The sequence below is a fragment of the Streptomyces sp. RLA123 genome, from assembly GCF_056270165.1.
On the sequence record NZ_JBWDOR010000003.1, the window covers coordinates 3,067,052 to 3,087,580 of the forward strand.

Below are 20,529 nucleotides of genomic sequence, written 5' to 3' on the forward strand. Positions count from 1 at the left end.
GGGCGACGACGGGTTCAGCCGGTGGCCGAGCCGAGGACCAGTTGGACGCTGCGCTCCTTGCCGCCCCGCTTGAGCGTGAGGCCCAGCTTGTCGCCGGGGCGGTGGCTGCGGATGCGCACGATCAGCTCCTCGCCGCTGTGCACCCGCTTGCCGTCGATGGCGGTGATCACGTCGCCCGGCTCGAGGCCGGCCTTGGCGCCGGGACCGTTGGGAGTGATGGAGTCCCCGTCGCCCTCGCCCTCGGGGCTCACCTGGGCGCCGTCGCCGTCGTACTGCAGATTGATGCTGACGCCGATCACCGGGTGGGTGGCCTTGCCGTTGTTGATCAGCTGCTCGGCGACTCGCTTCGCCTGATTGACGGGGATGGCGAAGCCCAGCCCGATGCTGCCGCCCTGGCTGCCGCTGCCGAAGGGGTCCGAGTTGCTGTCGGCGGAGCGGATGGCGCTGTTGATGCCGATGACCAGGCCCCGGGAGTCCACCAGCGGGCCGCCGGAGTTGCCCGGGTTGATCGGGGCGTCGGTCTGGATGGCGTCGACATAGCTGACGTCGCTGCCCTCCGTCTCGCCGCCCGCGGTGATGGGGCGCTGGGTGGCGCTGATGATGCCGGAGGTCACGGTGCCCTCCAGGCCGTACGGGGCGCCGATGGCGACCACCGGGTCGCCCACCTGGGCGGCGTCGGAGTTGCCCAGGGCGACCGGGCGCAGCCCCTTGACCCCGCTGACCTTGATGACCGCCAGGTCGTAGCCGGTGTCGCGGCCGACGATCTTCGCGGACCGGATCTGGCCGCCGCTGAAGGTCACCGAGATGGTGCCGCTCTTCGCGACGGTCTCCACGACGTGGTTGTTGGTGAGGATGTGGCCCTCGTCGTCCAGCACGAAGCCGGTGCCGGTGCCCTCACCGCTGTCGCCCTTGACGTGGATGTAGACGACGCCCGGCAGGACCTTGGCCGCGATCCCCGCGATGCTGTCCGGGGCCCGTTTCCCGGCGTCGGAGGTGGTCTGGGGCAGGGTCACCTGCTCCGATCCGCCGTTCTGCGCCACATAGGCGCCCAGCACGCCACCGACGCCGCCGGCGGCCAGGGTGAGGGCGACCAGGGCGGCGGCCAGCGGGCCGCGGCGGCGCGAGGCCCGGGGGGCGGCGGGCAGCGGCCCGGGGGGCGCCCAGGGGTCGTAGCGGTGCCACTGGCCGACCGAGAGCGGCGGAGGGACCGGGGAAGCGGTGTGCGGCGGCGCGGACGGCCGGGGAGGCACAGGAGGCACAGGAGGCGCCGAGGAGTCCGCCGGACGGGTGACGGGAGGGGCGGGCGCCCAGGGCCCGGGCTCACCGTACGGCGGGGTGTCGTACGGGTCGGATCCGTGCGGCGGCACGGTGTCCTCCGGAGGCTGCGGAGCCTGCGGGGACGGGGCGGCACGCGTCTCGTCCGGAGCCGGTGTCACCGGCTCCGGGCGGCTCCACCACTTCGGCCCGGCGGGCTTCCCCTGGTCCACAGTGCTCCCCTACGACGACCTGTCCTCCCTGGATTGAACCAGGAGTCGGCGCCGCCCGCAGCCGCCCGGTCAGCGGCTGACGGGGAAGGTGCCCAGCAAGGGGGTGGCCGTCGCGACGGGGACGGGCGCCGACGGCGAGGCCGGGACGCTGCCGCCGGTATCCGGGGACGTCTTGGCCGAGGTGGCCGACGCGGAGGCGGCCAGGGTGGCCGGTGTCGCGGAACCGTTCGCGGAGGGCGAGGCGGACGTCCGGCGGTCGGGCGCCAGCAGGGAACGCGCGACGGCCGCCGGGTCGACCCGGCTCACGGACGTCGGCGAGGTCAGCGCGAAGGGCCGTGTGCCGCTGCTGGGGTGCAGGAGGTCGTCGGCCGGCCTGGCCCACACGTCGGCGGCGGGCCGGGCGGACTGCTGCGAGCTCAGCGGGGTCACCGCGGCACCGGTCTCGTCCATGCCGGGCTCCGGGGCGCCGTCCAGCGGCAGCGCGCCGCCGAGGGCGATGGCCGCCATGGAGAACGCGCCGGCCGCCGCGAAGGCGAACCGCCGGCGGCCGCGGACCGCCGAGCCCGTGGCGCCGGGGGTGACCGGACGCGCCGACTCGTGGATCCGGAAGCCCCGGGAGGCCGACGCCGACAGCGGCAGCGCGAACTCCTCGCGGGCGTTGCCGAACAGGTCGCCGTTCAGCCGCTCGCCGCCGAGGCTGGCGGCCTGGATCAGCCCGCCGCCGTCGAAGGGCCCGCCCGTCCCGTCGCCGTCGCCCGCGGGCAGCTCCTGGAGGCGGGCCAGCAGGCCGGCGGAAAGGGCGGGCGGCGCGGAGGCGGCGATCGCGTCCTTCATACGGCGCTGCTCGTCGGCCGCGGCCTTGCACTCGGCGCAGGTCGCCAGGTGCGCCAGGACCCGGTCGCGGGCGTCGTCCTGGAGCTCGCCGTCGACGAAGGCGGCGAGATGGTCTCCGAGGTGCTGCTCGGCGCAGAGCAGATGCCGGCCGCGGGTGGTGCTGCTCACGTGCCCCCGCCCTCCAGGGCCGCCCGGCCCGTGGTCAGCACGGGTGCCCGGCCCGGACGGGCGGCGGGCGCCCGGTGCTCCAGCGCCTTGCGCAGGTGGGAGCGGCCGCGGTGGATGCGGCTGCGCACCGTGCCGAGCTTGACGCCGAGGGTGGCCGCGATCTCCTCGTACGACAGGCCCTCGATGTCACAGAGCACGACCGCGGCGCGGAACTCCGGGGCGAGGGTGTCCAGCGCCTGCTGGATGTCGGCGTCGAAGTGCGTGTCCGCGAAGTGCTGCGCGGGGGACGGCTCACGGCTCGGCAGGCGCTCGGCCGCGTCGTCGCCCAGGGCGTCGAAGCGGATGCGCTGGCGGCGCCGGACCATGTCCAGGAAGAGGTTGGTGGTGATGCGGTGCAGCCAGCCCTCGAAGGTGCCGGGCGTGTACGTCGACAGCGAACGGAAGACCCTGACGAAGACCTCCTGCGTGAGGTCCTCGGCGTCGTGCTGGTTGCCCGTCAGGCGGTAGGCGAGACGGTAGACCCGGGCACTGTGGGTACTGACGATCTCCTCCCACGAGGGAGGGGTCCACGTCTGAGCACCCCCGTCGGTGGCGAAGGTCGCGTTCGTCGCGGCCACTGTCGAGGACTCGTCGGAACGCGGACGGTCGTCAGCTGTATCGGTCACGGATTTCGGCTCGCCGGCCGACCTGCGGAAGCGCGAGAGCACTCCCCGGTGACCCGCCGCAGCCGCACCTCCCCTATCGGCTCTGGTGGTGTCCAGTAGAGCCCCTACCATATCCACCTCGCCCGTTAGCTCCGGATAAGTGCCGAGCCCATCAGCGCGGCCCTCGTTCTCCACCATCTGTCGAACCTCCCAACGGCTGGTCCCATCTCCGGGTTCCCGACCGCAACGGATACAGTCGCCGAGCGGGCTGCAACCGTCACGCGGACAGGAGAGGGCAATTACCGGCAATCGGCAGGCGAGCTGGGCGTTCGCGGACGCTTTCGTCGCCGAGGACGACGCGCTGATACGAGCCCGCGCGCGGGCTCGCGAGGCGGGCGTGCGCCCGGTCTCCCCGGGCACCGGTGCGACCCTGCGCCTGCTGGCCGCGGCCACCGACGCCAAAGCGGTCGTGGAGATCGGCACCGGCACCGGCGTCTCCGGCATCCACCTGCTGCACGGCATGCGCGCCGACGGGGTGCTGACCACCGTCGACACCGAGCCGGACCGCCAGCAACTGGCCCGCGGCGCCTACCGCGAGGCCGGCTTCGCCACCAACCGCGCCCGCTGCATCCTCGGCCGGGCGCTGGACGTGCTCCCCCGTCTCGCCGACGGCGGCTACGACCTGGTCTTCTGCGACGGGGACCGGATGGAGTACCCGGACTACCTGGGTGAATCGTTGCGCCTGCTCCGGCCGGGAGGCCTGGTCTGCTTCGAGGGCGCCTTCGCCCAGGGCCGCGCGATGGACGCCGCCCACCAGGAGGCCGAGGTGATCCGGCTGCGCGAGCTGATGCGGACGGTCCGCGACAATCCCGCGCTCGCCCCCGTTCTGCTGCCGACCGACGACGGACTGCTCTGCGCGGTACGCCGCGGCTGACATTTCCGGCGTCGCCCATACCGGTCCGCGCCCGCATTCCGGCGTACTCCGACCCCGCCGGCACTTCCGGACGTTCGGGAAAGAAAAACAAGCGGCCCCCGGCGCAGGTGTGCTGCCGGGGGCCCAAGGCTTGGATTGGCCGGTTCAGGCGATGGCCTTCTTCAATGCCTCGCCGAGTGCATCCGCCTCGTCCGGGGTCAGCTCGACGACAAGCCGTCCGCCGCCCTCGAGCGGAACGCGCATGATGATGCTCCGCCCCTCCTTGGTCACCTCGAGCGGGCCATCACCCGTCCGCGGCTTCATGGCCGCCATGCTCGTTCCCCTTCCTGAAACCAGCTCTTCGCACACGGTGGCCCAGGCGCCACCGGACTCGAACACATTGGTTCTCGGCCATTATCCCGCATCGGGTGACCCGATGACCAACATCGGTTCCCATCCGTTCGAGAACCCGGTCCCGCAAAACCGTCCATTTCGGTGATCGCCCACTGCCGTGCGTTTGATGGACGTCACATGTTCGCGTGCGGTGATCTCCGGCATGCTGGCCCCGAACGCGAGCCGCGACGAAGGGGATCACATGACGGACGCCGTGCTGTACGAGGTGAGCGACGGGCTCGCCACCATCACCTTGAACCGTCCCGACGCGATGAACGCGCTGAACATCGAGACCAAGGTCGCCCTGCGCGACGCCCTGCAGGCGGCGGGCGCCGACCGGGTGGTGCGGGCGGTGCTGCTGACCGCGACCGGCAAGGCGTTCTGCGTGGGACAGGACCTCAAGGAGCACGTCTCGTTCCTCGCCGAGGAGGGCGGCGGCTCCGCGATGTCCACGGTCCGCGAGCACTACAACCCGATCGTCACGGCCATCACGACCATGCCCAAGCCGGTCGTCGCCGGGATCAACGGGGTCGCGGCGGGCGCGGGGGCGGGCTTCGCCTTCGCCTGCGACTACCGCGTGGCCGCCGACACCGCGGCGTTCAACACCTCCTTCGTCGGCGTCGCCCTGACCGCCGACTCCGGCGCCTCCTGGACGCTGCCCCGGCTCATCGGCCGCAGCCGCGCCGCCGACCTGCTGTTCTTCCCGCGGACAGTGCCCGCGAAGGAGGCGTACGAGCTCGGCATCGTCAACCGGCTGGTCCCGGCAGCCGACCTGGCCGCCGAGGCCGCGGAGGTGGCCCGCCGGTTCGCCGAGGGCCCCACGCTGGCCTACGCGGCGGTCAAGGCGTCCCTGGCGTACGGCGAGGACCACGCGCTGGTCGAGACGCTGGCCAAGGAGGACGAACTGCAGACCCTCGCGGGCGCTTCCGAGGACCACCGGATCGCGGTCGAGGCATTCCTCAAGAAGGAGAAGCCCCGCTACCTGGGGCGCTGAAGGCCTCCGGCGGCCGGCTGCCCCCGAAGCCTCAGCGGCGGGCGAAGCAGTCGGCCAGGTGGTCGTCCACCAGGCCGCAGGCCTGCATCAGCGCGTAGGCGGTGGTGGGGCCGACGAAGCGGAAACCGCGCTTCTTGAGGTCCTTGGCCAGGGCGGTGGACTCCGCCGTCACGGCCGGTACGTCCGCGGTGGTGCGGGGAGCGGGCCGCGCCCCCGCACCACCGGCGTCCGGCGCGTAGGACCACACAAGGGCGTCCAGTCCGCCCTCGTACCCCTCGCGCAGTTCCAGGGTGGCCCGTGCGTTGGAGACCGCCGCGTCGATCTTGGCGCGGTTGCGGATGATGCCGGTGTCGCCGAGCAGCCGCTCGCGGTCCTCGTCGGTGAAGGCGGCCACGGCGTCCGGCGAGAAGCCCGCGAAGGCCTTGCGGAAGCCCTCGCGGCGGCGCAGGATCGTGATCCACGACAGGCCCGACTGGAAGGCCTCCAGGCACACCCGCTCTAAGAGCGGGGCCTCGCCGTGCACCGGACGGCCCCACTCGGTGTCGTGGTACTCCCGGTAGTCCGCGAAGGTCGCGGTCTCCAGTCCCCAGGGGCAGCGCGCCTTGCCGTCCGCCCCGACGACCACACCGCTCATCGCTCGCCCCCGGGCCCGCTGGGCTCGTGGGCGGCGTCCTCCGCGTCCTGGGCGGCGTCCTTGACGAGCGAGGGGCCGCCGAACGCGGTGGCGTGCGCCCCGGCGAGCGCGGCCTCCAGGTCGGCGATGTGCGCGTCGCGCTGGGCGAGTTCCGCGGCCAGCCGGTCCAGCACGTCGTCGACGTCGAGCATGCGGTAACCACGCACGGCCACCGGCAGCCGCAGCTGCTCTATGTCGGCGCGCCCCACCGGGCGCTCGCGGGGCAGCCGGTCGTCCAACCGGTCCGGCTCCACGTCGCGAAGCCCCCCGCCGTCGCCGAGCACCGCGAGGGCCACCGCGGCGACCACCGCGACCAGCGCGATGAGCAAGAACCAGAACAAGACCTCTCCCGGGGTCGGCCCGACGTGTACGGCACGATCGTGCCACGCCGCGCAGTGCGCGCGGTGCGCGGTCGGCGACTATCTTCGGTCGGCGGATCACATTTCGAGGAGACGGGCACGACATGCTGAGGCTGGGCACACGGGAATTCGGCGAGCACGAGCCCGTGATCATGGCGATCGTGAACCGGACGCCGGACTCGTTCTACGACCAGGGCGCCACGTTCAGCGACGAACCCGCCCTGGCGCGCGTGGCGCAGGCCGTGGCCGAGGGCGCCGCGATCATCGACATCGGCGGCGTCAAGGCGGGCCCCGGGGCGGAGGTGTCGGCGCAGGAGGAGATCGGGCGCACGGCCGGCTTCGTCGCCGAGGTGCGGCGGCGCCACCCCGACGTCGTCATCAGCGTGGACACCTGGCGGCACGAGGTCGGCGAGGCCGTCTGCGCGGCGGGCGCGGACCTGCTGAACGACGCGTGGGGCGGGGTCGACCCCCGGCTCGCCGAAGTCGCGGCCGCGCACGGCGTCGGCCTGGTGTGCACGCACGCGGGCGGCGCGCAGCCGCGCACCCGGCCGCACCGCGTGCGCTATGACGACGTCATGGCGGACATCTTGAAGATCACCGTGGGCCTCGCCGAACGCGCGGTCGCCCTCGGGGTGCGGCGGGACGCCGTCCTCATCGACCCCGGGCACGACTTCGGCAAGAACACCCGGCACTCCCTGGAGGCGACGCGGCGCCTGCCGGAGATGACGGCGACGGGGTGGCCGGTGCTGGTCTCCCTGTCCAACAAGGACTTCGTGGGCGAGACGCTGGACCGGCCGGTCAAGGAGCGGCTGCTGGGCACGCTGGCGACGACGGCGGTGTCGGCCTGGCTGGGCGCGCAGGTGTACCGCGTGCACGAGGTCGCCGAGACCCGGCAGGTGCTCGACATGGTCGCCTCCATCGCGGGCCGGCGCCCGCCGGCGGTGGCCCGGCGCGGACTGGCCTGACGGGCCCGCCCGCGCCGGCCGCGGCACACCCTGGGCCGCCGGCTGGTCCTAGTCCCCGCTCTCCTTGGTCACCAGGGCGACGGCCTCGTCCACGTCGTCGGTGAGGTGCAGCAACTCCAGGTCCACCGGTGACGCCTTGCCCTGGTGGACGACGGTCTCCCGGACCCAGTCGACCAGGCCCCGCCAGTAGGCGGTGCCGAACAGGACGAGGGGGAACTGCGTGACCTTGCGGGTCTGCACGAGGGTGAGGGCCTCGAAGAGCTCGTCGAGCGTGCCGAAGCCGCCGGGCAGCACGATGAAGCCGGTGGCGTACTTCACGAACATCGTCTTGCGGACGAAGAAGTAGCGGAAGTTCACGCCGATGTCGACGTAGGGGTTGAGCCCCTGCTCGAAGGGCAGCTCGATGCCGAGTCCCACCGAGACGCCGCCGGCCTCGCACGCGCCGCGGTTGGCCGCCTCCATGGCGCCGGGGCCGCCCCCGGTGATGACGGCGAAGCCGGCCTCCGCCAGGGCGCGTCCGATACGGACGCCGGTCTCGTACTCCGGTGTGCCCTCGGGTGTACGGGCGGAGCCGAAGACGCTGACGGCGCTGCCGAGTTCGGCCAGGGCGCCGAAGCCCTCCACGAACTCGGACTGGATGCGCATCACGCGCCAGGGATCGCCGTGCACCCAGTCCGACGGGCCGCGGGTGTCCAGCAGCCGCTGGTCGGTGGTGGACTTCTGCACCTGGCCCCGGCGGCGTACCACCGGGCCGGTGTGGCGCTCGGGCCAGTCATGACCTGTGGAACTGGCCTCCGCCGCCGCCGTCTCGGCCGCCGCCGCCTCCTCCGCGTCACGGTCCATGTCGCGCTCCTTTCGCTGCGTCCCTCCGGTCCGGTCAGGGTACGCACGCGCCCACCACGCGGATCAAGAACGCGCCGTTGAATTGCTCCTTACGCCAGCCAGGCGCGCAGCTTCCGTTCCGCCTCCAGGACGGCGGCGACGGCGACGTGCTCCTCGCGGGTGTGGGCGAGTTTGGGGTCGCCGGGACCGTAGTTCACCGCGGGGACGCCGAGCGCGGAGAAGCGGGCGACGTCGGTCCAGGCGTCCTTGGGCGCGGGCTCGGTGCCGATGGCCGCCACGAACGCCGCCGCGGCGGGGTGGGACAGGCCCGGCAGGGCGCCGGGGGCGCTGTCGGTGAGCAGCACGTCGAAGCCCTCGAAGACCTCGCGGACATGGGCGAAGGCCTCGGCCTCCGAACGGTCGGGGGCGAAGCGGAAGTTGACGATCACCGCGCAGAAGTCGGGGATGACGTTGCCTGCGTGACCGCCCTCGATCATGACGGCGTTGAGGCCCTCGCGGTAGGTCAGTCCGTCGATGACGGCGTGCCGGGGCTCGTAGGCGGCGAGGCGGGCCAGGACCGGCGCGGCCTTGTGGATGGCGTTCTCACCGAGCCAGCCGCGGGCGGAGTGGGCCCGGCGGCCGGAGGTCTCCACACGGACCCGCAGGGTGCCCTGGCAGCCGCCCTCGACCTTGGCGTCGGTGGGCTCCAGCAGCACCGCGAAGTCGCCCTCGAGCCAGTCGGGGTGGTGCTCGGCCAGCCGCCGCAGCCCGTTGCGCTCGGCCTCGATCTCCTCGGCGTCGTAGAAGACGAAGGTGAGGTCGCGGTTGGGCTCGGGGAGGGTGGCGGCGAGCCGCAGCTGGACAGCGACGCCGGACTTCATGTCGGTGGTGCCGCAGCCCCACAGGATGCCGTCGTCGTCCAGCCGGGAGGGCACGTTGCCGGCGATGGGCACGGTGTCCAGGTGCCCGGCGAGCACGACCCGTTCGGCGCGCCCCAGGCGCGTACGGGCGACCACGGCGTCGCCGTCGCGGTCGACGGTGAGGTGCGGCAGGGCGCGCAGTGCCTCCTCCACGGCGTCGGCCAGCGGCTTCTCTGCGAGGCTGACGGAGGGGATGTCGACGAGCTGCGCCGTCACCGCGGCGGCGTCCTGACTGAGATCGAGCACGGGCCGTTCCATGCCGCCGACCCTACCGGGGGCCGAATGCCGTGGTCGGCACAGCCGCCTTCGGTACGGTGTGCGCGTGCCGAAGCCCACGCCGACGTCCCGTCCCGCCGCGCGCGCTCCCCGGAAGCGGGGACGCGGCGCGCGAGTGGTCACCGCCGCCCTGGTGCTGCTGGGGGTCGCGGGCTACGCGGCCCACCACTTCGGCGTGATCGGGGGCGGTCCCGGGCGCGTCGAGTGCACGGTGACCGCCGAGGGCGGGACGCTGCGGCTGGAGCCGCAGCAGGCCGCCAACGCCTCCACGATCGCCGCCGTGGCCAGTTCCCGCCGGCTGCCGGAACGCGCCGTGGCGATAGCGCTGGCGACGTCGATGCAGGAGTCCGCGCTGCGCAACATCAACCACGGCGACCGCGACTCGATGGGCCTGTTCCAGCAGCGCCCCTCGCAGGGCTGGGGCACGGCGGCGCAGATCATGGACCCGGTCTACGCCTCGAACGAGTTCTTCGACGGTCTGGTGAAGATCCAGGGCTACTCGCGGCTGCCGCTCACCGTGGCCGCGCAGCGGGTGCAGAAGAGCGGCTATCCGCAGGCGTACGCCAAGCACGAGGCGGACGCGGCGCTGCTGGCCGCCGCCCTGACCGGCCGGCACGGTGCGGCGCTGACCTGCACGGCGGCGGACGGCGGACGGGCCCTCCCCGGCGGGGACCCCGCGACGGTACGGGCCCGCCTGGTACGGGAGTTCGGCCCGGACGTGGCGCCGAGGACGATGGCGGCCGCCGCTCCGGGCGCCCCGTCCGGCGCCAAGGGCGACGCCAAGAACGGCGACACCCCCGAGCGCGCCGAGGCCGGCGCCCGACGGGCCGCGGGACCGCGCACGGTGGCGGTGCCCTCCGCGCCCGCCGGCGGCGGGACGCGGGGCGGCGACACCCGGCGCGGCTGGGAGCTGGCGCAGTGGGCGGTGGCGCACGCCCATGAACTGAAGGTCGAGAAAGTCGCTTTCGCGCACCGGGAGTGGTCCGCGGCGGCCTCCGGCAAGGGCTGGACGACATCGAATAGCGCCGATTCCGGTACGTCGGCGGAAGACGTGCGCATCACCGTCGCGCAATAGTGCGGGCATTCACCCCCAGGCGGGTCGCTTGTACGCCAAACCCATCAGATGGGAAACCGTCTTTGCGCAACGTCAAAACCCCATCTGACACAGGGCCGTGACGTTTCGTCGGCGCAGCTCACGACGCCCGAATTGCTCCGCTTTACCAGCCACCGGAACTCACCGCATTACCAACTCTTTACCTAAGGCGGCCGCAACCTTCGGGGCACCTCACGCGGTAGTCACGACGTCCGCCCCGCGGACATGTCACGCCGTAACTGTCGTCTCTCCGTAAAAGGAGCACCATGTCTCTCCCCCTCACGCGTCGGATCGTCCGGGCCGCCCTGCTGGTCGGCGCGGCCGCGGCGCCTCTCATCGGTGCCGGTGCCGCGTCCGCAGCCGAGCTGCCGCAGGTCGGCGACCTGGGTGGGCTGACCAACGTGGACAAGGCCCCGGAAATCGCCGGCACGGTCACGCATGCCGCCAAGGACTCCGGTGCGGATAAGGCCGTACAGCAGACCGTGCCCGCCACGGCGCGCACGGTGGCCGGCCTGGGCAAGACGGCCCAGCCGGCCGTCAGCGGCGTCGCCACCAAGGCGGCGGGCACCATCGGCGGTGCCGCCGTGGAGGTCGGCAAGCACGCCGGCAAGACCGGTCTGCCGCTGCAGAGCCTGCCCACCACCGACCAGCTTCCCCTCAAGGGGCTTCCCCTCGGCGGCTGATCCCCCACAGCCGCACCGGAAGGGCCCGGAGAGCCTCGGCTCCCCGGGCCCTTCGGGCTGTCCGGGACGGATCAGGCGGCCAGGCGGCGTACGGCGGCGGCGACCCGCTCGTCGGTGGCCGTGAAGGCGATCCGCACGTACCGCTCGCCGGCCTCGCCGTAGAAGTCGCCCGGCGCCACGAGGATGCCGCGCTTGGACAGGTCGGCGACCGTGTCCCAGCCCGACTCGTCGCGCGTGGCCCACAGATAGAGGCTGGCCTCGCTGTGCTCGATGCGGAATCCGGCCGCCTCGAACGCCGTGCGCAGGGCGGCCCGGCGCCGCGCGTAGCGCTCGCGCTGCCCGGCCACATGGGCGTCGTCGCCGAGGGCCGCGATGGTGGCGGCCTGCACCGGGGCGGGCGTCATCATGCCGCCGTGCTTGCGGATCTGCAGCAGCTCGCCCAGCACGGCCGGGTCGCCCAGCAGGAAGGCGGACCGGTAGCCGGCCAGGTTGGAACGCTTGGACAGCGAGTGGACGGCGACGATGCCCTCGTACGAGCCGCCGCAGACATCCGGGTGCAGCACCGAGACCGGGTCCGCCTCCCAGCCCAGTTCGAGGTAGCACTCGTCGCTGAAGACCAGCACGCCGTGCTCGCGGGCCCAGGCCACCGCCCGGCGCAGCTCGTCCTTGCCGAGCACCCGCCCGGTGGGGTTGGAGGGGCTGTTGAGCCACAGCAACCGCAGGCCGGCCGGGTCGAGGCCGGTCGGCTCGTCGTAGACGACCGGCTCGGCGCCCACGAGGCGCGCGCCGACCTCGTAGGTCGGGTACGCCAGCCGCGGATACGCGACCTTGTCGCCGGAGCCCAGACCCAGCTGGGTCGGCAGCCAGGCGACCAGCTCCTTGGAGCCGACCACCGGCAGGACATGGGTGTCCCCCAGGTCCGTGGCGCCGAGCCGGCGCCCCGCCCACCCGGTGATCGCGGCACGCAGCTCGGGGGTGCCCCACACGGTGGGGTAGCCGGGGCTGTCGGAGGCCTCGCTCAGTGCGCGGCGGACGATGTGGGGGACCGGGTCGACGGGGGTGCCCACCGACAGGTCGACGATGCCTCCGGCGTGTGCGGCGGCCGTGGCCTTGTACGGTTCGAGCCGGTCCCACGGGAAGACGGGGAGTCTGGACGAGACTGGCTGCGCCACGCTGGTGCTCACTTTCCGTTACTGAAAGGCCGGAAGGCCGCTAAACACGGCGGCCCCGCACGGCGGTGTGCCGTACGGGACCGCCCACAACTGTCGGGGTCACGCGCCCTGCGGCGGCAGAGCGACGATGAAGGGGTGGTCGCGCTCGATCAGCCCCAGCTTGGAGGCACCACCGGGCGAACCGAGCTCGTCGAAGAACTCGACGTTCGCCTTGTAGTAGTCCTTCCACTCCTCCGGGGTGTCATCCTCGTAGAAGATGGCCTCCACCGGGCAGACCGGCTCACAGGCTCCGCAGTCGACGCATTCGTCCGGGTGGATGTACAAGGACCGCTGGCCCTCGTAGATGCAGTCGACCGGGCACTCCTCGATGCACGCCTTGTCCTTGACGTCGACACAAGGCTGCGCGATGACGTAGGTCACGCTGTCGTTCCTCCTCGATAGGGCTGTCTCGCGCGGGAGCGCGGCGTCGTCGATGCCCGCACCTAGTATCTCCGTTCTTGGGCGGCAGACGAACAGGAGGGGCGGTCATGAGCATGGATTTCACCGCCGGAGCCCGGGCAGACGTCCGTATAACCCCCTCTGACGTGGGTAAACGAGTGTCAGTTCGGCGGATCGCGGAGATCGTCGGCGGACGGCCCGTGTTCACCGACGCCGTAGGGGTTCTCACATCGTGGGACGAAGGGGCGCTGGTCGTCACACGCAGGAACGGAGAGGCCGTCCGCATCGCGGAACGCCTGCTGGTGGCGGCAAAGATCGTGCCCGACACGCCCACCCGGCGCGGGCCGCGGGCACCCCGCGCCACGGTCCGCGAACTGCAGGAGAGCGCCGCGCGCTGCTGGCCCGCGCCCGAGACCGCACAGCTCGGAGCCTGGACGCTACGGGCCGCCGGCGGCTTCACCCGGCGGGCCAACTCCGCGCTGCCGCTCGGCGAGCCGGGCATGTCCGACACGGCGGCTGCCGAGGCGGTCGCCCACTGGTACGGCGAACGCGGGCTGCCCGCGTACATCCAGATCACCACGGGTGACGAAGAGGGCGACAAGGCCCTCGCGCGGACACTCGACGCGCTCGGCTGGACCGCCGAGGGCCACGCCCTGCTGCGCACCGCCCCGCTGGCGCCGCTCGCCGACCTGCCGGGCGCCGAACAGGTGCGGCTCACCCGCGAGGCGGACGCCGGATGGCTCGCCCGGTACCAGCGCACCGGCGGCCCCGGCGACGCGGCACTCGCCGTGCTCACCGGCGGCCCCTCCGTGTGGCTGGCGAGCGTCCCGGGAGCCGCGGGTGAGGCACCCGCCGCCATCGGGCGGTGCGCGGTCGACGGACGCTGGGCGTCCATCGCCGCCGTCGAGACCGACCCCGGCCTGCGTCGCACCGGGCTGGCCACGGCGGTCGTCGCGGCGATGGCCCGCAAAGCCCTGGACGAGGGCGCCTCGGGGGCGTATCTGCAGGTCGAGAGCGGCAACGACGGCGCCCGCGCGCTCTGGGACCGACTGGGCTTCGTCACCCACCACGCGTACCACTACCGGCGCGGGCCGCGCCCGGCGGACGGTTAGGAGCGGCGGCATGGACGACTCCGTCAGGCGGCGCTTCACCGAGGCCGCCCGCGAACCGCGCCCGGACCTGGCGGCCCTGTGCCTGCTGATCGGCGAGGAGGCCGACCCGGGCCTCGGCGAGGCCGGAACGGACGCCGCACAGATCGAACTCGACCGGCTCGCCGGGCTCCTGCCGTACGGGCCGGCCCGGGCCGCCGACTGGGCCGCCGCCACAGCCGCCCTGCTCGGCGGCCGGCTCGGCTTCGGCGGAACCCCCGCGGACTACCAGCGGCTGGAGTCCTCGCTGCTGCACGAGGTGCTGCGGCGGCGGCGCGGGCTGCCCATCCTGCTGTCGGTGGTCTGGATCGAGGTCGCCCGGCGGGCCGGTGCCCCGGTCTACGGCGTCGCCCTCCCCGGCCACTTCGTGGTCGGGTTCGGCGACCCTGCCGGCGACTTCGTGCTCGCCGACCCCTTCAACGGCGGACGCCCCCTCGGCGACGAGGACGTACGCCTCCTCGTCGCCGGCGCCACCGGCTCCGGCCTGTCCCCCGCGATGCTCAGCCCGGCCGACCCGCTCGAGATCGTGCTGCGCGTCCTGAACAACATCCGCGCCTGGGCCGACGCCCGCCCCGAGCACCTCGCGGTCCAGCTCTGGGCCGTCGAGCTCGCCCTGCTCCTGCCCCACCACCCGGCGCGGCTGCGCCAGGAGTACGCCCAACTGCTCGTTCGGAAGGGGGACTTTGCGCGGGGCGCCGCCGAGATGGAGGCTTGCGCCGACATCCTCGACACGGTGGAGCCGGCCACGGCGGGCGCGTTGCGCCATCAGGCGCGTGCGGCGCGTGCGCTGCTCAATTGATGTCCCGGGTCCGTGACTTCACAGGGCACACGGGCGGCGGGGGAAAAACCCGTTACAACCAGCCGCGCTCACGCGCGATGCGAACCGCCTCCGTCCGGTTGCGCGCCCCCGCCTTCTGGATCGCCGTGGAGAGGTAGTTGCGGACCGTCCCCTCGGAGAGGTGAAGCCGGCGCGCGATCTCCGCGTTGAGCGAGCCGTCGGCCGCGGCTCGCAGAACGTCCCGCTCGCGCGGGGTGAGAGGGTCGGCCCCCTCGCTGAGCGCGGCCGCGGCGAGCGCGGGGTCGATGACCTTCTCGCCGCGCAGAACGGCGCGCACCGCGTCCGCGAGCCGCGCGGCGGGGGCGTCCTTGACCAGGAAGGCGTCGGCGCCGGCTTCCATGGCGCGCCGCAGGTAGCCGGGGCGCCCGAAGGTGGTGACGATGACGACGCGTACCCGCGGCAGCTCGGCCCGCAGCGCGGCCGCCGCATCGAGGCCGTTCATGGCGCCGGGCATCTCGATGTCGAGGAGCGCGACGTCCGCCTGCGCTTCGCGTGCCGCGGCGACGGCGGCCTCGCCGCGGGAGACCTGGGCGACGACCTCGATGTCATCCTCCAGCCCCAGCAGCGCGGCCAGTGCCTCGCGCACCATCGACTGGTCCTCCGCCAGCAGCACCCGGATCATGGGCGGCAGCGTAGCCCGCCGGGACGAACGCGCGGAGGGTGAACCCGCGGCCGCCCTCCGTCTCCAGTCGGCCGCCGGCCAGCAGGAGCCGTTCCTCCAGCCCTGTGAGGCCGTTGCCGCGCCCGGCGCCGCCGGGCCCGCTCCCGTCGTCGGAGACGGTCAGGCACACCGTTCCGTCGCCCTCGCGGACGGCGACGGCGCACCGCCGGGCGCCGCTGTGCCGTACGACGTTGGTGACCGCCTCGCGCAGGGCCCAGGCCAGCGCGGCCTCCGCCTCGAGGGTCAGCGGGACGGTCACCTCGGCGGGCAGGTCGTCGCGGATGCCGGCGGTCCGCAGGGCGCTGCGGGCCGCGATGAGCTCGTCGGCGAGGTTGGCCCGCCGGTAGCCGCTGACGGCCTCGCGGACGTCGACGAGGGCCTGGCGGCTGACCCGTTCGATGTCGGCGACCTGCGCGGCGGCGTCCCCGGGCCGGTCGGGCAGCATGCGCCCGGCGAGTTCGCTCTTGAGGGTGATCAGGGACAGCGAGTGCCCCAGCAGGTCGTGCAGGTCGCGGGCGAGCCGCAGCCGTTCCTCGGTGGCGGCCAGCTGCGCGACGGCCTCCCGGGCCTCGCGCAGTTCGCGGGTGGTGCGGACGAGCTGCCGCACTCCCATCATCGCGAAGCCGCCGAGCATGCACGGCACGAGGAGCGAGCCCAGCGTGATGCCGTTCACGCCGCCCGGCGCGGCGCACAGCGCGAGCACCGCGGTGACCAGGGGGATCGCCCAGCGCGCCCGGCGGCCGGACAGGACCGCGCCGCAGGCGACCGACAGGTAGACGAAGAGCACGAGGAACGCAGCGCCGAGGGTCAGCCCGAGGACCAGGGCGAGGACGCCGAGCAGCCCCAGCACCCCGTACACCCAGGGCGGCTGCTGTTCGGCGTTGGTGCGCCGGAAGACCAGGCCGAGGTAGAGCGTGACGTACACGAGGAGCCCGGTCCACCCGAGCACGGTGGCGGGCAGGTCGTGCCCGCCCTCGGCCAGGTCGCTGACCGGGGAGCCCAGGTAGAGCATCCACATCGCGACCCAGATCAGCTTCACGAAGGCCTGCCGGCGGTTCTCCGGTGCCCGGCCGATCGCCGTCGTGTCGTCGGCCGCCCCGGCCTCCGGCCGGTGTGTGGCTCCCGCGGTCACGTCCCGCTCCTTTCCTCGGCAGCCCGTTCGGGAGGTCAGGCCTTCGCGGTGTCCTTGCGGTACATCCAAGCGGCTGTGCCCGCGAAGAGCACCAGGTAGACCACGAGCACCGCCACGTCGCGCAGGTGGGGGGCATGGCCGAGCTCGACGGCCTGGCCGAGCGCGGCGTACGGGCGCGCCGGGAGCACGTCCGCGATGTGCCGCAGCCAGGCCGGGAAGACGCTGTACGGCATCCACAGGCCGCCGAGCAGTGCCATCCCGAAGTAGGCGATCATGGCGACCGGGCGGGCCACGTCCGCGCTCGCGACGTAGCCGATGGCCACGCCCAGCGCGGCGAAGACGAAGCTGCCCGCCCAGCTGGTCAGCAGGACGCCGCCCCACTGCCAGGCGTCCAGCCGCACGCCCTTGACGGCCGCGCCCGCGATCAGGACGAGGACGATCGAGGGCAGGCTGACGGTGGCCGCGGAGGCGATCTTCGCCATGACGTAGCCGCGGCCCGGCAGCGCGGTCAGCCGCAGCTGCCGGACCCAGCCCTTGTCGCGTTCGCGGGCGATGCGCTCGGAGTTGCCCATGAGCACGGCGGTCATGGCGCCGAAGGCACACATCGCGACCATGTAGTACGTCACCAGAGAGCTTTTCTGACCCGCCGTCAGGATCAGGAAGAGCAGCACCGGGTAGATCACCGAGAAGAACATGAACTTGCGGTTGCGCAGGACGCGCAGGATCTCCAGCTTGACCAGCGTCCTCATCGGGCCGCCACCTCCTCGTCCTTGGACACGGCCGCCGGCGCGGCCGATTCCGTGCCGGCTGTGATGGCCAGGAAGGCCTGTTCCAGGCCGAGCCCGGCGACTTCGAGGTGCCGGGGGTAGAGCCCGGCCGCGTAGACGGCGTGCACGGTCGCGTCGGCGTCGGTGGAGCGCAGGCGCACGGTGCGGCCGGCCACCTCGGCCGCCGTGACCCCGGGCAGGGCGAGCAGGGCCGCCTCGTCCCACGGGGTGTCGAGGTCGAAGACGATCCGCCGGACGCCGGTACGCGCCTTGATCTCCGACGCGGTGCCGTCGGCCAGCAGCCGGCCGCCCTGCAGGACGAGCACGCGGTCGGCGACCGCGTCCGCCTCCTCCAGGTAGTGGGTGGCGAACAGCACGGTGCGGCCCTGCCGCACCTGGTCGCGCATGGCGTCCCAGAAGGCCTGGCGCGCGGAGACGTCCATACCCGTGGTGGGCTCGTCCAGGACCAGCAGGTCGCTCGCCCCGGCGGTCGCCAGGGCGAAGCGCACGCGCTGCTCCTGGCCGCCGGAGAGCTTGTTGACCTTGCGGCCTGCGATCGCCTCCAGGCCGGCGCCGGCGAGCACCTCGGCGACGGGGCGCGGGCGGGGGTGCAGGTCGCAGGCGAGCCGCACGATCTCCCGTACGGTGACGTCCTCCATGAGGCCGCCGCTCTGCAGCATGGCGCCGACCAGTCCCTCAAAGATCGCGCGGCGCGGTGCGCGGCCGAAGATCTCGACGGTGCCGGAGTCGGGGGTGCGCAGACCCAGCAGCAGGTCCAAGGCGGTGGACTTGCCGGCGCCGTTGGGGCCGAGGAGGGCGACGGTCTCGCCCGGGTGGAGGGTCAGGGTCAGGTCGTCGACGGCCCGTACCGGGCCGAAGCTCTTCGTCACGTGCGTGAACGCGATGGCGGTCATGGCATCACAGTCGCCGGTGCGGGGGCCCGCCCGGCAGTACCGGGCGTCCCGTTCCATGCATGACAGATGTCATGGGTGTGGCCCCGGTACGGGAACCGGGGCCACACCCATGACGCTCATGACGGGGAGGTTCAGCCGGTCAGGAGGTGCCGTCCACGGTGACCGTCTTCTTCGACGGGTCGTCCGTCCGCAGCGCGGGCATCATCGCCGAGGCGACGTCCTGCGGGGTCACGGCGGTCTTGCTGCCGTCCCCACGGGTCACCAGCACGCCGTCGAAGGCACCGCCGTACAGCTCCTTGAGCACCTTGAGGTCGATGTACGGGCTCAGCTTGCCGTCCTTGTCCGGGACCATCGACAGGATCTGCGACAGCGAGCGCTCCGGGCTGAACGGGACGGGGGCACCGCCGCCGGCCCGCACGTACACCATGCCCGACATCGCGGTCCTGCCGAAGCCGTTGACGGCCTCGTCGAGCGCGGCCTTAGTGACCTTGGGCTCGACGGTGCCGGCCGCCAGCGTGACCAGACCGGGCTTGCCGCTGGCGAGCTGCGTGGCGTAGGCGGCGGTCACCTTGTCCACCGAGCCGTCGACGTCGATGGCCTGGTGCGGCTTGCCGACGACGGCAACGGCCTTGCCGGACACGAACGTGACCTTGCCCTCGGAGCCCGCGCCGCCGAGGCCGGCGGAGAGATTCTCCAGCTGCGCGCGGAGCTTGTCCTTGTCGGTGTCCACCACGGGGTCGACCTCGCGGGTGCCGCCGAGGAGCGAGCCGATCACCGTGAGCGGGTTGTAGTCGCGGTGCGCCACGTCGCGGACGGTCGCGTCGGTGTCGAGGACGAGACCGGCGGCCGAGGGCTTCAGCTTCCTGGTCTGGTCGCCGACCGTGACGGTGATCGCCGCGTCCTTGCGGGTGCCGAGCTGCCCGTCGAGCGCCGCCATGGCCTCGTCCTTGGACTTGCCGCCGATGTCCACGCCGTAGACGGTGGTACCGGCCGGGACGTCGGAGTGGTCCATCAGCAGGCCCGCCGTGTAGGCGATGCCGAGCAGGACCACCACGGCCACGCCGGCCAGTATCAGCTTGGAGCGTCCCTTGGCCTTGGGGGCGGGCTCGTCCTCCTCCTGGAAGTGGTACGAGTCGCCGCCGGCCGGGACCGGACGGGTCACCGCCGGGCCCGCCGGGGGCACGGCCGGAATGCCGCTGACGACCGTGTCACCGGACAACCGCTCTCCCGCGGGCGGGAAGGCGGCGGGGAAGGGCGAAGACCCCGGTGCGGCATGCGGGGCACCGGCCGGGGGGATCCGCATGTCGCCGGTGACCGGGCCCGCGGTGGGGCCGGACGGGGACGGGAAGCCGCGGAACGGCGTGCCGGGGCCGCCGGGGCCGGGATCACCGGGCCCGGACGGACCGCCGGGTCCCCCCGGGCCGGGGAACGGCCGGGGACCGGGAGCGCCGGGGCCCATGGGGCCGTCGGTGAGGTACGGGATGGGCGCGCCGCCCGGCGCACCGGGGCCGGGGCGGCCGGGACCGCGTTCCTGGCCGGCGGGCCGCATCGGCAGGTCGCCGAGCTGCATCGGCTGCGTGGCGTCCGGGGCGGCGAAGTCCTGCGTCGGCGCGGGGGACGGAGCAGCGGGCAGTGCCGGCGCCTGCGGGGCCGGGGCGGCCTTGCGCGGGGCGAACCAGTCGCTGCTCGGCTTCGCGCCGCCCTGCGCCGGGACCTCCGGCTCCGCGTCCCGGGCGGGTGCGGGGGCGGGCTCGCCGTGCCCGGGGACGGCGGTCCATCCCGTGGGCGGCTGGGCCGGCTCGGCCGCGGGGCCGGCTGCCGGGGAGGCCGGGGCCTCGCCCTCGGCGGCGCCGTCGACGGTCGTACGGACCACGACGGGCGGGATCGGCCGGGACCCGGGGATGTTGATCCGGATCCGGGTGGTCAGCGTGGTCTCGGTTCTGGGCTCGCCCGCGGCCGGGGCGGCCGGGGTCTCCCCGTCGGCAGGCGCCTCGTCCCGTGGGCCCTCCTGCGGATGCAGCGACGGAAACGGGCGGGTCCCGTACGGCGGGGTGCCCGAGGGATACGCGGCTCCGCCCCGGCCCTGGTGGCCGGGGGACGGACGGTCAGTTTCACGACTCAATGCAGGCTCTCCCGGTTCGCTTCGCCACCCGTCACGGCCTTCCGCGGGCGGCCCGGCGGCGCGCACCACCATACTGGGCACCGCCGAGGAGTCGCCTGCCGCCGGGGGGAGAC

Annotated in this window: 22 protein-coding genes; 7 read left to right on the forward strand and 15 right to left on the reverse strand. The window is 73.6% G+C overall.

The window, feature by feature from the left end; genetic code table 11:
- Positions 1-14: 14 nt before the first annotated feature.
- From RV983_RS13750 to sigE, 3 genes are all read right to left on the reverse strand, one after another.
- Positions 15-1,250 (reverse strand): S1C family serine protease, encoded by a 1,236-nt coding sequence (locus tag RV983_RS13750; RefSeq protein ID WP_475986075.1) that lies wholly within the window; start codon positions 1,248-1,250, stop codon positions 15-17.
- Positions 1,251-1,556: 306 nt separating this feature from the next.
- Positions 1,557-2,489 carry an anti-sigma factor family protein gene (locus RV983_RS13755; protein ID WP_475986076.1) on the reverse strand — a complete coding sequence of 311 codons (933 nt, stop codon included), beginning with the start codon at positions 2,487-2,489 and terminating at the stop codon, positions 1,557-1,559.
- The gene (gene sigE / locus RV983_RS13760) at positions 2,486-3,265 is read right to left on the reverse strand and encodes an RNA polymerase sigma factor SigE (protein WP_475986077.1); all 780 of its coding nucleotides are present in this window, start codon (positions 3,263-3,265) and stop codon (positions 2,486-2,488) included. Before sigE ends, RV983_RS13755 begins: the two co-directional genes overlap by 4 nt.
- Positions 3,266-3,401: 136 nt before the next feature.
- Here sigE and RV983_RS13765 point away from each other — a divergent pair, with 136 nt between their 5' ends.
- Positions 3,402-4,067, forward strand: coding sequence for an O-methyltransferase (locus RV983_RS13765; RefSeq protein WP_475990317.1), 666 nt, complete (start codon positions 3,402-3,404; stop codon positions 4,065-4,067).
- A 144-nt stretch (positions 4,068-4,211) separates the two neighbouring features.
- On the opposite strand, the gene RV983_RS13770 is transcribed toward RV983_RS13765, so the two are convergent.
- A complete protein-coding gene (locus RV983_RS13770) occupies positions 4,212-4,379 on the reverse strand; it encodes a DUF3117 domain-containing protein (RefSeq protein WP_018561471.1) in 168 nt (55 codons plus the stop codon).
- A 262-nt stretch (positions 4,380-4,641) separates the two neighbouring features.
- On the opposite strand from RV983_RS13770, the gene chcB reads away from it, so the two are divergent.
- Complete coding sequence (gene chcB / locus RV983_RS13775; protein ID WP_475986078.1) at positions 4,642-5,433, forward strand: 2-cyclohexenylcarbonyl CoA isomerase; 792 nt, start codon at positions 4,642-4,644, stop codon at positions 5,431-5,433.
- Positions 5,434-5,464: 31 nt separating this feature from the next.
- Here chcB and RV983_RS13780 read toward each other — a convergent pair whose 3' ends face one another.
- Together RV983_RS13780 and RV983_RS13785 are read right to left on the reverse strand one after the other, a co-directional pair.
- Entirely contained in the window at positions 5,465-6,067 is a 603-nt protein-coding gene (locus RV983_RS13780) for a DNA-3-methyladenine glycosylase I (protein WP_475986079.1), read from the reverse strand.
- Positions 6,064-6,447 (reverse strand): DivIVA domain-containing protein, encoded by a 384-nt coding sequence (locus RV983_RS13785; protein ID WP_319665556.1) that lies wholly within the window; start codon positions 6,445-6,447, stop codon positions 6,064-6,066. Before RV983_RS13785 ends, RV983_RS13780 begins: the two co-directional genes overlap by 4 nt.
- Positions 6,448-6,569: 122 nt before the next feature.
- Between RV983_RS13785 and folP the strand changes: the two genes are divergently transcribed.
- Complete coding sequence (gene folP / locus RV983_RS13790) at positions 6,570-7,430, forward strand: dihydropteroate synthase (protein ID WP_475986080.1); 861 nt, start codon at positions 6,570-6,572, stop codon at positions 7,428-7,430.
- A gap of 48 nt (positions 7,431-7,478) precedes the next feature.
- Here folP and RV983_RS13795 read toward each other — a convergent pair whose 3' ends face one another.
- On the reverse strand, positions 7,479-8,273 hold the full coding sequence (locus RV983_RS13795; RefSeq protein ID WP_475986081.1) for an LOG family protein: 795 nt from the start codon (positions 8,271-8,273) through the stop codon (positions 7,479-7,481).
- Positions 8,274-8,362: 89 nt separating this feature from the next.
- Complete coding sequence (gene dapE, locus RV983_RS13800) at positions 8,363-9,430, reverse strand: succinyl-diaminopimelate desuccinylase (protein ID WP_475986082.1); 1,068 nt, start codon at positions 9,428-9,430, stop codon at positions 8,363-8,365.
- A gap of 64 nt (positions 9,431-9,494) precedes the next feature.
- On the opposite strand from dapE, the gene RV983_RS13805 reads away from it, so the two are divergent.
- Positions 9,495-10,523 (forward strand): VldE C-terminal domain-containing protein, encoded by a 1,029-nt coding sequence (locus RV983_RS13805; protein WP_475986083.1) that lies wholly within the window; start codon positions 9,495-9,497, stop codon positions 10,521-10,523.
- Positions 10,524-10,807: 284 nt separating this feature from the next.
- Positions 10,808-11,224: an ATP-binding protein gene (locus RV983_RS13810; RefSeq protein WP_475986084.1), complete on the forward strand. Its 417-nt coding sequence runs from the start codon at positions 10,808-10,810 to the stop codon at positions 11,222-11,224.
- 71 nt (positions 11,225-11,295) lie between these two features.
- Here RV983_RS13810 and dapC read toward each other — a convergent pair whose 3' ends face one another.
- Both dapC and fdxA read right to left on the reverse strand, forming a co-directional pair.
- A complete protein-coding gene (gene dapC, locus RV983_RS13815) occupies positions 11,296-12,408 on the reverse strand; it encodes a succinyldiaminopimelate transaminase (protein WP_475986085.1) in 1,113 nt (370 codons plus the stop codon).
- Between the two features lie 87 nt (positions 12,409-12,495).
- Complete coding sequence (gene fdxA / locus RV983_RS13820; protein WP_475986086.1) at positions 12,496-12,816, reverse strand: ferredoxin; 321 nt, start codon at positions 12,814-12,816, stop codon at positions 12,496-12,498.
- Positions 12,817-12,929: 113 nt separating this feature from the next.
- Here fdxA and RV983_RS13825 point away from each other — a divergent pair, with 113 nt between their 5' ends.
- Positions 12,930-13,946, forward strand: a complete 1,017-nt coding sequence (locus tag RV983_RS13825; RefSeq protein ID WP_475990318.1) for a GNAT family N-acetyltransferase — start codon at positions 12,930-12,932, stop codon at positions 13,944-13,946.
- Between the two features lie 10 nt (positions 13,947-13,956).
- On the forward strand, positions 13,957-14,781 hold the full coding sequence (locus RV983_RS13830) for a transglutaminase-like and tetratricopeptide repeat-containing protein (RefSeq protein ID WP_475986087.1): 825 nt from the start codon (positions 13,957-13,959) through the stop codon (positions 14,779-14,781).
- Positions 14,782-14,833: 52 nt separating this feature from the next.
- On the opposite strand, the gene RV983_RS13835 is transcribed toward RV983_RS13830, so the two are convergent.
- The 5 genes from RV983_RS13835 to RV983_RS13855 form a co-directional block, all read right to left on the reverse strand.
- The gene (locus tag RV983_RS13835; RefSeq protein ID WP_475986088.1) at positions 14,834-15,442 is read right to left on the reverse strand and encodes a response regulator; all 609 of its coding nucleotides are present in this window, start codon (positions 15,440-15,442) and stop codon (positions 14,834-14,836) included.
- The gene (locus RV983_RS13840; RefSeq protein WP_475986089.1) at positions 15,366-16,613 is read right to left on the reverse strand and encodes a sensor histidine kinase; all 1,248 of its coding nucleotides are present in this window, start codon (positions 16,611-16,613) and stop codon (positions 15,366-15,368) included. Before RV983_RS13840 ends, RV983_RS13835 begins: the two co-directional genes overlap by 77 nt.
- 35 nt (positions 16,614-16,648) lie before the next feature.
- Positions 16,649-17,362: an ABC transporter permease gene (locus RV983_RS13845; RefSeq protein ID WP_475986090.1), complete on the reverse strand. Its 714-nt coding sequence runs from the start codon at positions 17,360-17,362 to the stop codon at positions 16,649-16,651.
- A complete protein-coding gene (locus tag RV983_RS13850) occupies positions 17,359-18,294 on the reverse strand; it encodes an ABC transporter ATP-binding protein (protein ID WP_475986091.1) in 936 nt (311 codons plus the stop codon). Before RV983_RS13850 ends, RV983_RS13845 begins: the two co-directional genes overlap by 4 nt.
- Positions 18,295-18,433: 139 nt before the next feature.
- A complete protein-coding gene (locus RV983_RS13855) occupies positions 18,434-20,416 on the reverse strand; it encodes a VanW family protein (protein ID WP_475986092.1) in 1,983 nt (660 codons plus the stop codon).
- Positions 20,417-20,529 lie beyond the last annotated feature (113 nt).